Here is a 14359-nt window from a genome sequence, read left to right as displayed (position 1 = left end):
TTTGTAATTTTATCTCAAAATTTGAATATGTACAAAAAGAAATTTGAGATAAGGTGGAGTGATATTGATGCCAACAGGCATTTGGCCAATACTGCGTATATAAATTTTATGAGCCACACCAGGATGGGTTTTCTAATGGAGAATGGGTTTGGTCATAAAGAAATGGCGCAGCACAACCTTGGTCCTGTAGTTTTTTACGAACATATCTCTTATTTTAAAGAAGTTTTTGCAGGAAAACCTGTGATAGTGACTCTAAAACTAAAAGGTCTTTCTGAAGACGGAATGTACTTCGAGTTTGTGCATGATTTCTACGACCACAAGGGCCGTAATTTTGCAAGTTGTGAAATGATGGGCGGGTGGATCGACCTGAAAGAAAGAAAACTTACCGGTCTTCCAAAAGATCTTTTCGATAGTCTTGATCATCTTGATCACACCGAAGATTTTAAGGTCCTAACCAAAGAGGATACCAGGAGATACGGCAAGAAACCTAAAGATATTGATCCTGCTATCCTACAGGCTTAGGTTTTCGGGTTACCATATAAACTCCCGCGAAGACAAGGAGAGCAGCCACAATTTTCAACATATTAAGAGAATCGGCTCCCGTGGAGACGGCATATACAATTGCTATTAAGGGTTGTAGGTAAACAAATGCACTAATTGTTGATGCACTCAACTGTTTTAAGGCATATACATTCAACAGGTAAGTGAGAAATGTGGTTCCAAAAACAACGAAGCTCATTCCCAAAATGGCCTCTTTGGGCAGGTTGGACCAGTCGACTTCTGTAAATTCCTGAAGGGTAAAGGGTAGGTTTATAAAAACTGCCATTAAAAAAAGCCATTTCATTAAAGTGAAAGGGTGATATTTGGCAGTAAGGGGTTTCACGAGAATAAGGTAAAGTCCGTAAGAAGTGGCGTTTACCAGCACCAGAAGATTTCCCAGCGGAATGTTCGGGGCATTCTGTACCTGATTACTACTGAACAAAATAAGGCCAAGAGCTCCCGCCAGCCCTGTTAATATCCCTAAGGTTTTAAGCAAAGTGATCCTTTCCTTAATGAGGAGTGCGGCTAAAACGAGGACAATTATTGGGGTTATTGTAGTAATTACCGAACTGTTAATTGGGGTGGAAAGACTAAGGCCTTTGAAGAAAAACAGCATATTGATACACATTCCCAATACCGCACAGCCAAACAGCCGCGGCCAGTCACTGGTGGCAACCTTCTCCTTTGGCCCTAAAAAGCTTATGAGCCAAAAGAGAATCGCGGCCCCTGCTACTCGCAGAAGAATAAATCCGAAAGGCTGGATATAAACCGGCATTAAACCTTTAGCTACAGTGTGGTTGATCCCGTAGATAGTACCCGCGCCAATGGCTGCAAGAATTGCCAGCAGCCTGTTATTCACAGAGAGCAGCTTTTGCGGCAGCGACCTCCTTTTTGGAATTGCCGATAAAGATCTTCTGGCCGTCGACGATCACGGGACGTTTTAGGAAAGTATAATGCTCTAAAAGAAGGTTTTTGTAATCATCTTCAGAAAGCTGCTTGTTCTTTAGATCCCGCTCTTTATATAGCCTGGCTCTTTTGCTGAAGAGGGCTTCAAAAGTTCCGGCTCTGTGCTTTAGCTCCTGTAACTGTTCCCCAGTGATGGGTTCGTCCTTAATATCCTGCATTTCAAAAGATGCAGGGGGATCGAGTTCTTTCAGGATTCTTTTGCAGGTATCACAGGTGGAGAGATAGTATATCTTTTTCATTGGGTAAAATTATTCAATCCTTATGAAAGGCCGCACTTCCTCAAGCGGAATTTCCATTACAATATCTCCGGCTGCATAGGGAGCGATCTCGTAGGAGTTGTAGACCAATACTACTTTATCATTTGAAAACCCAATGTTCTCTGGAAGGTTGAAGGTCTCATTTTTAAACCAGAAGCCGGTGCTGTTAATGTTCTCATCCTCGGGTATTCCTTGCTCCTTCCGGAATTTTTCTTCGACAAAAGAGATGAAATCCTTTTCAAAAATGTCTTGTTTGGAGAGAATTTTTCCGCTGGTGGGATCGAAGTTAAGAAAGGTAAGGGTTTTATATCCGTGGGCTCCTCCGCTAAAAATTTCAGTAGTTATCCCAATTGAAACCAGGCTGTCACTAAGCAGGTATACTTTTTCATCCACGTAAGCCTCCCATGGTGGTTCTTCAGAAAAATTTTCGGCTGCCTCGCGGTAATCAGCAAGGAACTTTTCTGAAAGTTCTTCGAGCGTCAAGATAGCCGGGTTTTCCTGGGTTGAGATGAGTCTTATGAGATGTTCATCAAGGTTGCGATTGATCTTTTTAGAAACTTCCGAAGCACCCGCAGCCCTTACAACATCAAGTGCGATAATGGAACAATCATAATCGGCCGTGTCACAATTTTCTCCCGCTTTTTTTACCAGGCTCTCTTTTTCAAATCTCAGTGATACCGGTGTTTCTTCTTTTTCTTCTTCTTTGTCTTTTTTGCAGCTTGAAAAAACGATCACGAGCAACAACAGGCATAAAACTTTGCGGGACATAAATGGTTACTGTTAAACTGATCTGAAAGGTACGGGCTATTTTGGGAAAGCCCAAAATCGAATGTTACATTTATATCTTAAATAAAGTCTAAAAAATGAAGTTTAATACAAAGACCATTCATGGTGGCCAGCATGATACCGATCCTGCTTTTGAATCTGTAATGCCTCCAATATATCAAACCAGCACATATAAACAATCAACTCCGGGCGGGCACAAAGGATTCGAATATTCCCGAAGCGGAAATCCTACCCGGGCTGCATTAGAAAGATCCCTCGCCAGTATCGAGAATGGAAAATTCGGCCTTGGCTTTGGGTCTGGGCTTGCGGCCATTGATGCGGTGCTCAAATTATTCAAAAGTGGCGATGAGATCATTTCTACCAATGATCTTTATGGAGGTTCTTACAGGTTGTTCACAAAAATATTCCAGGATTTCGGAATTAAATTTCGGTTTGTGAGCATGGAAAATGCAGGGGAGGTGGAGCAGTATATAAATGAGAATACAAAGATGATTTGGGTAGAAACTCCAACCAATCCAATGATGAATATTATCGACATCGAAGCTATGTCTCGTGTTGCGAAAAAATACAACCTGTTGCTTGCAGTAGATAATACTTTTGCTACTGCTTACCTGCAACGGCCACTAGAATTAGGGGCAGATATTGTGATGCACAGTGCTACAAAATATCTTGGAGGTCATAGTGATGTAGTATTGGGAAGCCTGGTAGTTAATGACCAGAAACTGGCGGAAAGACTTTACTTCATACAAAAGGCCAGTGGTGCAGTTCCCGGACCTCAGGACTGTTTCCTGGTTTTAAGAGGAATAAAAACCCTGCACCTTCGTATGCAACGGCATTGCGAAAATGGCGAAGCAGTAGCCCGGTTTCTTAAGGATCATCCAAAAGTTGACAAGGTGTACTGGCCGGGTTTCGAAGATCATCCTAATCATGAGGTTGTGAAAAAGCAAATGAGTGGTTTTGGTGGAATGGTGTCATTAACCACTGCCGAAGGGACTTTGGAAAGTGCGGTTTCTTTTGTAGAAAAACTGAAGGTATTCACGCTTGCCGAATCTTTGGGAGGAGTGGAATCTTTGGCAGGTCATCCTGCGACCATGACCCATGCCTCTATTCCAAAGGAAGAAAGGGAGAAGACTGGAATTGTGGATTCGTTGATCAGGCTAAGTGTGGGGATCGAAGATGAGGAGGATCTCCTCAATGACCTGAAACAGGCTTTGGAATAAGCATCAAAAATGGCATTTTAGAAGGTGCTTTGGAAGATATTTCAGGGGCTTTACAATTTCATCTCTAGTCTAAAGTCTGCCGACTCAAGTCTACCAACTACTGTTTAATTTAGAAACATTGTTGTCCGATAAAAATAATTTGATATCTGGAAAAGCCACGTAAACAACGAGGTTGAAGTTGTTTCTCGAGCTATAGGGGGGTGGTTTGCCGATTTATCCCTTTTTGATTATAAAGATGAGTTGTGTACTGTTAAGAGTCAAATACCTGAAAACAAGTCTTGGTTCTTGATTCTAGAAGCGCAGCGATCTTGGTTCTTTCCCAGGCAACAAAGATTTAGAAATTCAGATAGTAGATGTACCCAAAGTTTAGCCAGAACATCATATCATTAAACTTGTTCTGTGGGTTATCGTGATCCAGGCCGTCCAGCCAATCTGTATCATAGTACCTCCACTGCATATTCATGACAAGATCACTACTAACGTTGAGCTTGTAACGCATTCCTGCCCCTGCCACTACAGACCATGTGGAACCTGCTTCCTGGTCTACATAACCTACAAAAGTATGGAAGGTGTGATCTTCTAAAGGTCCAAGGGTGGAATAAGTATTTGGATCATAACCAACAAAATTAAAACCAAGGCTAACGTATGGGGCGATAGGATAAGCAAACGCAGTATAGTCTCTTATGCTCAAAGGATAGTATTCTAAATGCGCCCCAATCTCATATACCTTTGCCTGTCCTATCATGCTACGAAGCTGCTCCCCTCCTGTAGTTTTCTTTTGAGCTATTTTTCCAAAATGGTTCAATTGTCCTTCATGGTAATCCAGCTCTGCCCTAATTCTAAAATGATCGTTAAAATAGCTGTACCGGGCATAGCAGTCACAATCTGCTCTATATGCAAAGTTGAGATAGTAGACCAATCCTACACCAAGGCCAACATTTGAAGAATTGGTTTCGAGATTCCAGCGCAAACCATAATCTGTGAAATAGGCTACAGGACCGGCAACGATTCCTATTTCCTGGCCCACCATTCCAACCTGTGCATGAGAGTCAATTTTTCCGAAGAAAAAAAGCAGGTAACTCAGCATTAAAGTTTTGAAAATGTTGGCCATAGGAGAATCTCGTATCTTAGCAAATATATAAAAACATCCTAAAGAAACTGGGAATTATGGGCCTTTCAGAAAATGATTAATTATAAAAGGAATAACAAATATTTTAAGGCTAAATTTTGCAGATAATGTATATTTGCAACGAATCGTATAAAACGTTTTCGTTAATAAAATTTTAGCCAAAACCATGGAAAAAAATGTACAAGAATTTTTAGATAGCGTTTCAAAACGTAACACCAATGAACCCGAGTTTTTACAGGCGGTTCATGAAGTTGCTGAAACAGTTATCCCATTCATTGAAAAAAATAAAAAATACCAGAATAAAAAGTTGCTGGAGCGTATGGTAGAGCCCGAGCGTGTGATCATGTTTCGTGTGCCATGGATCGATGACAGTGGCGAAGTTCAGGTGAACCGCGGTTTCAGGATTCAAATGAATTCTGCAATTGGACCTTACAAAGGTGGTTTGCGTTTTCACCCTTCAGTAAACCTTTCTATTTTAAAATTCCTTGCTTTTGAGCAGGTATTTAAAAACAGCCTTACTACCCTTCCTATGGGCGGTGGAAAAGGAGGATCAGATTTTGATCCAAAAGGAAAATCAGACAATGAGGTGATGAAGTTCTGTCAAAGCTTTATGACCGAGCTGCAGCGTCACATTGGTGCCAATACAGATGTTCCTGCGGGAGATATTGGAGTTGGAGCAAGAGAAGTAGGATTCATGTTTGGACAGTACAAAAGACTTCAGAATGAATTTACCGGGATCCTTACCGGAAAAGGGCTTTCTTATGGTGGATCTTTAATTCGTCCTGAAGCTACAGGTTACGGTAATGTGTATTTTACCGAGAACATGTTGAAGACCAAAGGAGATTCTATAAAAGGCAAAATTATAGTGGTTTCAGGATCGGGTAACGTGGCGCAGTATGCAGCCGAAAAAGCTACCCAGCTGGGTGGGAAAGTAGTTGCCATGAGTGATTCTTCAGGATATATCTATGACGAAACAGGTATAGATGCAGGAAAACTTTCTTTCATCATGGATCTTAAGAATGTGAAAAGAGGAAGAATCAAGGAATATCTTGATGAATATCCAGAAGCAAAATACTTTGAAGGAAAAACGCCATGGGATGTGAAGTGCGATATCGCTCTTCCATGTGCGACCCAAAACGAATTGCTTGAAGATGATGCAAAAACTCTTGTGAATAACGGCTGTAAAGTTGTTGGTGAAGGTGCAAACATGCCATGTACGCCCGAAGCTATTGCAGTTTTCCAGGAAGCCAAGATCCTTTTCTCTCCGGGGAAAGCATCAAATGCCGGTGGAGTTGCGACTTCAGGTCTGGAAATGTCTCAAAACTCAATGAGATACAACTGGACTTCTGAAGAAGTGGACACTAAGCTGAAGCAGATCATGAATGATATTCACGCCCAGTGTGTGAAATATGGAACTGAAGGTGATTACGTAGATTACGTAAAAGGAGCCAACATCGCAGGTTTCGTAAAAGTTGCCGATGCAATGTTAGCACAGGGAGTAGTATAAACTTCTGCTGAAATAATTTCTGAAAAAGCCGCATTTGCGGCTTTTTCTATTTTTGACCTACATTTATTGCTTCGGAAGAATAATTATTTAGAACGCCTATTTTGGAAGATTATACATCAGAAATTTTACTGCTAAAAAATGGCATTTTTGAAGCATATTAAATTCAGTATAAAAAACAGTTTTATTAAATGTTGATCACTACCAAGGGTATAGTCTTTAGTGCTTTAAAATACGGGGAAGCTGACCTTATTGTCAAATGCTTCACTCAAAAAAGCGGATTAAAAACTTATCTTCTTCGGGGTGTTCTAAAGTCCAAAAAAGGAAAAATTAAAGCCTCGCTTTTCCAGCCGTTGACGCAGCTGGAGATTGTCGCCAGTCATAAAGACAAAGGTGCCCTGGAGTACATGAAAGAGGCAAAACTGGGAATTGTATACCAAAGCCTGCACACCAATGTTGTGAAATCTACCGTGGTGATGTTCCTTTCTGAAGTGCTGCGGAATGCTGTAAAAGAAGAGGAAGCAAATCCTGCCCTTTACGACTATGTGGAGGCCAGTCTTGAATGGTTTGATACGCATGAAAAAACAGGAAATTTTCACCTGCTTTTCCTGCTGAAGCTTACCCGTTACCTTGGGTTTTATCCCGATGATTCTCAGCAGGATGCGCCTGTTTTTAACCTTGTAGACGGGACTTTTCAGGATGTGGAGACCAATCCCGACTGCATAAATGATGAGAATGTTGTGCTTTTACAGCGACTATTGGGCACAGACTTTGATGAACTTGCTGCTATCAAATTAAACCAGACGACACGCTCTGGATTTTTACTTATGATCCTGAAATATTATGAAATTCATCTTCAGGGTTTTCATAAGCCTAAATCTCTTGCGGTCTTGAACGAAATTTACAATTAATGCGGCTGTTTTCAAGTCTTCTCCTATTCCTGTTCTTTGCTATTTCTTCGGCCCAGGAGATTGTCGTTCTTGACAAGGAAAGCGGGCAACCTATTTTTAATGTTGCTGTTTTTAATAAGGATAAATCCAAAAGCCTGCTCACAGGTTTTGATGGAGAAGCTAATCTTTCGGTGTTTTCTTCCGGGGAAATAATTTTCTTCAGGCATATCTCCCATGCAGAATTTCATGCCACCAAAAGGCAGATCCTCCACCGCGGTAATAAGATCTATCTGGAGCCAACCAAGAATGAGCTTAATGAAGTAGTACTTTCAGTTTCTAGATTTGAACAGGATAGAAAACTTGTTCCTCAAAAGGTGGTTACCATCAATCAAAAGGAAGTTTTGTCCTCGGCTCCCCAGACTTCGGCCGATTTGCTGGAAAGTACGGGGCAGGTCTATATTCAGAAAAGTCAGCTGGGTGGTGGAAGCCCCATGATTAGAGGTTTTGCTACCAACAGGTTATTGATTACTGTAGACGGGGTTCGTATGAATACTGCCATCTTTAGGGGAGGAAATGTGCAGAATGTAATTTCTATCGATCCACTTTCGGTAGAGCGGACCGAAGTGGTTTTAGGCCCCGGTTCTATCATTTTTGGGAGTGACGCAATTGGTGGTGTTATCAACTTTTTCACGCTTACTCCGGCTTTTTCGGTAGCAAAGGGCGGCAATTTTTCCGGAAGGGCTTACACCCGTTATGCCACGGCCAATGAAGAAAAAACCGGCCATTTTGATATTTCCTACGGGAGCAGGGAATGGGCTTTTTTAACCAGTGCTTCCTATTCAGATTTTGGGCATATGAGCATGGGGAGTCATGGTCCCGAAGAATATTTGCGGCCAGATTATTCCATACGAAGGGATGGCCGGGACTATATGGTAAAGAATGAAGATCCAGAAGTTCAAAAACCTACGGGATATGAGCAGCTCAACCTGCTTCAAAAAATAAGATTTAAACCCACCGAGGAATACGATTTTTCCCTCGGAATTATTTACTCAACAACTTCCAACTTTCCACGCTATGACCGGCTCTACCGCAAACGCGACGGAGTTCTACGTGCTGCTGAATGGTATTACGGCCCGCAGGAATGGCTGCAAACGAATTTGCAGCTGGACAAAGTGGGGAATGGGAGATTTTATGATGAGGCAAAGTTTACCGCCGCCTACCAGTATTTTGAAGAAAGCCGAAATGACAGAGGATACGGTGAGGAGGTGCTTTTTCATACCAGGGAAAAGGTGAATGCCTATTCTTTGAACCTGGATTTTGAGAAAAAATTCAGGAAAAGCAGCCTTTTTTATGGAGGAGAATGCGTTTTCAACCGGGTTAATTCAGCCGGAAGCGAACAAAATATTGTAACGGGAGAGACCATTCCCGGCGCTTCCAGATATCCCGATAATTCTTCGTGGGAATCTTTGGCTGCATACAGCAATTTTCAGTGGGAATTAAACCCCGAACTTACGCTGCAAACCGGAGCACGGTATAATTATATTTTGCTGGATGCCACGTTTGATGAAGATACCTATGATTTCCCTTTTTCAGATGCTAATCTGCGAACAGGTGCCCTAACCGGAAGTGCCGGATTAAACTGGCAGCCAAATGACATTTTTGGATGGCAACTAAATTTTTCTACTGCCTTTAGAGCGCCGAACATAGATGACGTAGGTAAAATATTTGATTCGGCGCCCGGCCTGGTGGTCATTCCCAATCCTAATCTTGAACCCGAAAAAGCATATAATGCAGAACTTGGGCTTCGGCTTAATTTTGATCGGGTAGTGCAGGTGGATCTTGCGGGTTATTACACGCTTCTCGAAGATGCTTTAGTGCGCAGGGATTTTGATCTCAACGGGGAGACAACCATTATTTATCGTGGAGAACCGAGCCGGGTGCAGGCTATTCAGAATTCAGCACGGGCTCGCGTGTATGGTTTTGAGGCCGGGGCAAAAATCAGGTTTTCAGAACAATTAAAATTAACAACTCAAATAAGTGTTACAGAAGGAGAAGAGGAGCAGGATGATGGTACCACGGCTCCTTTGCGTCATGCTGCACCATTTTTCGGGAATGTCCACCTGGTTTGGGAAAACAATAACCTTAGGTTCGATCTTTTCACTGAATACAACGGAGAAATAAATGCCGAAGAGTTGGCACCTTCAGAAAGAGACAAGGCGTATCTCTACGCTCTGGATGAGAACGGAGATCCATATGCTCCCGAGTGGTACACGATTAACTTAAGCTCGCAATATCAACTTGGTAAAATGTGGGTTGTGACGGCCAGTCTCGAAAATATCACCGATCAAAGGTACCGAACCTACTCCTCGGGTGTTGCTGCAGCAGGAAGAAATCTAATTTTGGCGTTGCAGTACTCTTTTTAGTTAAAACTTCAGGAAATAGAGCTGTTATGGTTGATAACTATCAGCTGGTATTCAGGTTTTCGCTTTTTAAACCTTAGGATTTATTTAAAATCGTTATTTTCGCGCAACTATTTTGAAAGAACAAGATGATGAGTGCAAAGTTCCCTGAATATAAAGGACTTGACCTCCCAAAAGTGGCTGAAGAAATTCTGCATTTTTGGAAGGAAAATGATGTTTTTGAGAAGAGTGTTACCTCCAGGGATGGAAAGGAGCCTTTTGTCTTTTTTGAAGGTCCACCATCTGCAAACGGACTTCCCGGAATACACCACGTCATGGCACGCGCCATTAAAGATATTTTCTGTAGGTTTAAGACCCAGAAGGGTTTCCAGGTAAAGCGTAAAGCAGGCTGGGATACTCACGGGCTTCCTATTGAACTGGGAGTGGAGAAGGAGCTCGGCATCACCAAGGAAGATATTGGAAAAAAGATAAGTGTAGAGGAGTATAACGAAGCATGTAAGAATGCCGTGATGCGTTATACCGATGTTTGGAACGACCTTACCGAAAAAATGGGCTATTGGGTGGATATGGATGATCCATATATTACTTATAAGTCGAAATACATGGAAACAGTTTGGTGGCTGCTTTCCCAAATCTACAAAAAAGGCCTTATTTACAAAGGCTATACGATACAGCCATATTCGCCAAAAGCAGGAACCGGTCTTAGTTCCCATGAGCTAAATCAACCGGGAACTTACCAGGATGTGACCGATACTACAGTTACGGCCATGTTCAAAGCGAAAAAGGAGACTCTTCCGGCAATGCTTTCTAAAATTGAAGGAGAGATATTCTTCATTGCCTGGACAACAACCCCCTGGACGCTTCCTTCAAATACTGCACTTACTGTAGGGCCAAAGATCGAATATGTCACTGTAAAGACTTATAATCAATACACTTTTGAGCCTATCACTGTTGTGGTGGCAAAAGACCTTGCCGAAAAGCAGTTCGACAAGAAGTTCCAGAAAGTGGATTCTGAAGAGGCTTTAAGAGCTTATAAAAAAGAAGACAAAAAAATACCATTTTTGATAGGTGAGTCTTTCCGCGGAAAAGAACTCGAAAATGTAAAATATGAGCAGCTCCTGCCTTATGCGCAGCCATATGAACATCCCGAAAATGCCTTTAGAGTAATTCTTGGAGATTTCGTTACCACAGAAGATGGTACCGGGATTGTACACACCTCTCCAACTTTTGGAGCCGATGATGCCATGGTCGCAAAACAGGCTAAACCAGAGGTGCCACCGCTGCTGGTAAAAGATGAGAATGGAAACCTTGTTCCACTTGTGGATTTGCAGGGGAAATTCAGGCCGGAGCTGGGTGAGTATGGAGGCAAATACGTCAAGAACGAATATTATGATGACGGGGAAGCTCCCGAAAAATCTGTAGATGTAGAGCTGGCGATAAAACTGAAGGAGGAAAACAGAGCATTCAAGGTTGAAAAATACGTCCATAGTTATCCAAATTGCTGGAGAACAGATAAACCAATATTATATTATCCTTTAGATTCCTGGTTTATCAAAGTAACAGACTTCAAGGACCGAATGTTTGAACTGAACCAGCAAATCAACTGGAAACCAAAATCTACCGGGGAAGGTCGTTTTGGTAACTGGCTTGCCAACGCTAATGACTGGAACCTTTCAAGGTCCAGATATTGGGGTATTCCGCTGCCAATCTGGAGGACCGAGGATGGGAAGGAAGAAAAGATCATTGGTTCTATAGAAGAGCTGAAGGAAGAAATGAAAAAGTCTGTGGAAGCAGGCTTCCTGAAGGCTGATCTTTTTGCGGATTTTGAACCCGGAAACTTTAGTGATGAAAACTATGACAAGGTAGACCTGCATAAAAATGTGGTTGATGAGATCGTGTTGGTTTCGGCTTCAGGAAAGCCGATGAAACGTGAAGCCGATCTTATTGATGTTTGGTTTGATTCCGGTTCCATGCCTTATTCTCAATGGCATTATCCTTTTGAAAATGCCGAAAAAGTAGAAAAAACCTGGCGAAAAGCCGATTTCATAGCCGAGGGCGTTGACCAAACCAGAGGATGGTTCTATACCCTGCATGCTATTGCAACAATGACCTTTGATGATGTTGCATATAAAAATGTTGTTTCTAATGGGCTCGTGCTTGACAAGAATGGACAAAAAATGTCCAAGCGTCTTGGAAATGCGGTAGATCCTTTTGAAACCCTGGCTGCCTTTGGACCCGATGCCACCAGGTGGTATATGATCTCAAATGCAAATCCATGGGATAATTTGAAATTTGATATTGAAGGAATTGCAGAGGTAAGACGCAAGTTCTTCGGTACACTTTACAATACCTATTCTTTCTTTTCTCTCTATGCCAACCTTGACAACTTCACTTATTCTAAAGCCGATGTGCCGCTTGAGGAAAGACCTGAAATAGATCGTTGGATACTTTCAGAATTACACACTTTAATCGAGAAAGTAGATAATTTCTATGCAGATTATGAACCCACCAAAGCAACGCGGGCAATTTCTGAATTTGTTCAGGAAAACCTGAGCAACTGGTATGTGAGGCTTTGCCGCAGAAGGTTCTGGAAAGGCGAATACGGTACAGATAAGATCTCTGCATATCAAACCCTTTATACGTGTCTTGAAACCGTTGCTAAACTTGGGGCACCCGTTGCACCGTTCTTTATGGACAGGTTGTACAGAGATCTTGAAAAGGCTACTCAAAAAGAAGATTTTGAGTCGGTACACCTGGCATACTTTCCACAGGCAGATCAACGCTTTGTAGACAAGGAGCTGGAGCGACAAATGCAAAAGGCGCAAACAGTATCTTCCCTGGTCCTTTCCCTTAGAAAAAAAGAGATGATCAAGGTGAGACAACCTTTACAGAGAGTGATGATCCCCGTACTTGATGAACAACAGAGAAAAGAGATCGCCGCAGTAGCCGATCTTATAAAATCTGAGGTGAACGTAAAGGAACTTGAGCTTATTGATGATGCTTCAGGAATTCTTGTAAAACAAATCAAGCCGAACTTTAAAGTTCTGGGACCTCGATTTGGCAAGGATATGAAACTTATAGCGGGAAAGATTAATAATTTTTCCGCAGAAGACATTCAGAAAATTGAGCGTGACGGTGAAATTCAGGTTGAGGTTAATGGGAATTTCCTTACATTAGAGAGTGGGGATGTAGAAATCACCTCCCAGGATATTGAAGGTTGGCTGGTGGCCAATTCAGGAAATATCACAGTCGCTCTTGATATTACTATTTCTGATGATCTCAAGAAAGAAGGTATTGCAAGAGAATTGGTTAACAGAATTCAGAACCTTAGAAAAGATTCCGGATTTGAAGTAACTGATAAAATAGATGTGACCCTACAAAAGGACGGTACTGTCGAGGAGGCCGTTCAACAAAATATTGAGTATATAAAAACCGAAACCCTTACTGCAAATCTCGACTTAGCAGAAGAAGTGAACAACGGACTGGAAGTTTCTTTTGATGAAGTGACCACAAGGTTGTTAATTAAAAAACATTAAGAACTATGTCAACAGAAGTAAAAGAACGCTACAGCGACGCAGAGCTGGCGGAATTCAGGACATTGATCCTTGCCAAGATCGAGAAGGCAAAGGAGCAGCTGGACCTTTACAAGAGCGCTTACATGAATGACGGAAACAACGGGACAGATGACACCTCTCCAACGTTCAAGGCTTTTGAAGAAGGTAGTGAAACGATGAGTAAAGAGGCGAATTCGCAGTTGGCAATTCGTCAGGAAAAATTCATTCGTGATCTTAAGAACGCCCTTGTGCGTATTGAAAGTAAAACTTATGGAATTTGTAGGGTAACCGGAAAACTAATTGCCAAAGAGCGCCTAAAATTAGTTCCACATGCTACACTAAGTATCGAAGCCAAGAATATGCAACGCTAAGGCCTGGCTTTCCAATTAAAAAGCGCTCCGTCCTTATGGGTTTGGAGCGTTTTTTGTTTTCCTGCAGCTATGAAATTTTACCTCTTTCCTTTTTTTCTGCTCTTTTTCTGTTCGGTAAACGCTCAAAAGGTGACCCGGGAAGTTATTAGTGCAGACAATATAAAAAAGATATCACTCTCCGGCGACGAGGTTTTCAAAGTGAGTTTTAGTACCGGCCCCGGGAAGGAGGTCGTTATTACCACCCATACCGAGGGAGAATACTTTAACGACATTAGCCTGGATGCAGAGCTTCGCGATGAGACCTTAATCCTTGCCTCCCGTTATAGGGAGATCCTGCAAAATGGATATGATAAACTTAGTGCTCATAAAGTATTTTCTATGGAAGTGGAGCTCGAGATTCCAAAAAATATGATAATTGAAGTAAATTCTAATGTGGCTTCGGTTTATCTCACTGGGATTTATGAACAAGTAATTGTACAGCTAAAAAATGGTTCCTGTTACCTTGAGGATTTTCTTGGAGATGCGGTAATAAACACCTATGATGGCAATATCCTTGGCACAGCGCGCAGCATAAATGCCGAAGCGAAATCCAGGAATGGAGAAGTAGAAATTCCTAATATTCTTCATGGAAATCATAAAATGGTATTAACCAGTATCAATGGGGACATAAAGATCTCGGAAACTAAATAATATTAGTATTTTTGCCCCGTTCAATTCATTTT

Annotated in this window: 12 protein-coding genes; 8 read left to right on the top strand and 4 right to left on the bottom strand. The window is 41.9% G+C overall.

The window, feature by feature from the left end:
* The first annotated feature begins 27 nt into the window (after positions 1-27).
* Positions 28-522, top strand: a complete 495-nt coding sequence (locus tag OU683_RS04350; protein WP_268135594.1) for an acyl-CoA thioesterase — start codon at positions 28-30, stop codon at positions 520-522.
* Here the strand turns inward: OU683_RS04350 and OU683_RS04345 are convergent.
* Genes OU683_RS04345 through OU683_RS04335 form a run of 3 tightly spaced genes read right to left on the bottom strand, consistent with a single transcriptional unit; the run spans position 506 to position 2531 of the window.
* Positions 506-1399 carry a DMT family transporter gene (locus OU683_RS04345; protein ID WP_268135592.1) on the bottom strand — a complete coding sequence of 298 codons (894 nt, stop codon included), beginning with the start codon at positions 1397-1399 and terminating at the stop codon, positions 506-508. The two genes, OU683_RS04350 and OU683_RS04345, sit on opposite strands and share 17 nt — an antisense overlap.
* Positions 1392-1745, bottom strand: coding sequence for an arsenate reductase family protein (locus OU683_RS04340; protein WP_268135590.1), 354 nt, complete (start codon positions 1743-1745; stop codon positions 1392-1394). The genes OU683_RS04345 and OU683_RS04340 overlap by 8 nt, the downstream gene beginning before the upstream one ends.
* A 9-nt stretch (positions 1746-1754) precedes the next feature.
* On the bottom strand, positions 1755-2531 hold the full coding sequence (locus OU683_RS04335; protein ID WP_268135588.1) for a DUF3298 and DUF4163 domain-containing protein: 777 nt from the start codon (positions 2529-2531) through the stop codon (positions 1755-1757).
* 95 nt (positions 2532-2626) lie between these two features.
* Here OU683_RS04335 and OU683_RS04330 point away from each other — a divergent pair, with 95 nt between their 5' ends.
* Positions 2627-3769 carry a cystathionine gamma-synthase gene (locus tag OU683_RS04330; protein WP_268135585.1) on the top strand — a complete coding sequence of 381 codons (1143 nt, stop codon included), beginning with the start codon at positions 2627-2629 and terminating at the stop codon, positions 3767-3769.
* Positions 3770-4103: 334 nt separating this feature from the next.
* Here OU683_RS04330 and OU683_RS04325 read toward each other — a convergent pair whose 3' ends face one another.
* Positions 4104-4880 (bottom strand): THC0290_0291 family protein, encoded by a 777-nt coding sequence (locus OU683_RS04325; RefSeq protein ID WP_268135583.1) that lies wholly within the window; start codon positions 4878-4880, stop codon positions 4104-4106.
* Positions 4881-5064: 184 nt separating this feature from the next.
* Here OU683_RS04325 and gdhA point away from each other — a divergent pair, with 184 nt between their 5' ends.
* From gdhA to OU683_RS04295, 6 genes are all read left to right on the top strand, one after another.
* Entirely contained in the window at positions 5065-6405 is a 1341-nt protein-coding gene (gene gdhA / locus OU683_RS04320) for an NADP-specific glutamate dehydrogenase (RefSeq protein WP_268135581.1), read from the top strand.
* Positions 6406-6593: 188 nt separating this feature from the next.
* Positions 6594-7313 carry a DNA repair protein RecO gene (recO, locus tag OU683_RS04315; protein ID WP_268135579.1) on the top strand — a complete coding sequence of 240 codons (720 nt, stop codon included), beginning with the start codon at positions 6594-6596 and terminating at the stop codon, positions 7311-7313.
* Positions 7313-9715 carry a TonB-dependent receptor gene (locus OU683_RS04310; protein ID WP_268135577.1) on the top strand — a complete coding sequence of 801 codons (2403 nt, stop codon included), beginning with the start codon at positions 7313-7315 and terminating at the stop codon, positions 9713-9715. The genes recO and OU683_RS04310 overlap by 1 nt, the downstream gene beginning before the upstream one ends.
* A gap of 128 nt (positions 9716-9843) precedes the next feature.
* Positions 9844-13248, top strand: coding sequence for an isoleucine--tRNA ligase (gene ileS / locus OU683_RS04305; RefSeq protein ID WP_268136143.1), 3405 nt, complete (start codon positions 9844-9846; stop codon positions 13246-13248).
* Positions 13249-13253: 5 nt separating this feature from the next.
* Complete coding sequence (locus tag OU683_RS04300) at positions 13254-13637, top strand: TraR/DksA family transcriptional regulator (protein WP_268135575.1); 384 nt, start codon at positions 13254-13256, stop codon at positions 13635-13637.
* A gap of 69 nt (positions 13638-13706) precedes the next feature.
* Complete coding sequence (locus OU683_RS04295) at positions 13707-14327, top strand: hypothetical protein (RefSeq protein ID WP_268135572.1); 621 nt, start codon at positions 13707-13709, stop codon at positions 14325-14327.
* Positions 14328-14359 lie beyond the last annotated feature (32 nt).

Source organism: Salinimicrobium sp. TH3 (genome assembly GCF_026676115.1).
GTDB lineage: Bacteria > Bacteroidota > Bacteroidia > Flavobacteriales > Flavobacteriaceae > Salinimicrobium.
This window is presented reverse-complemented; position numbering and strand designations above follow the sequence as displayed.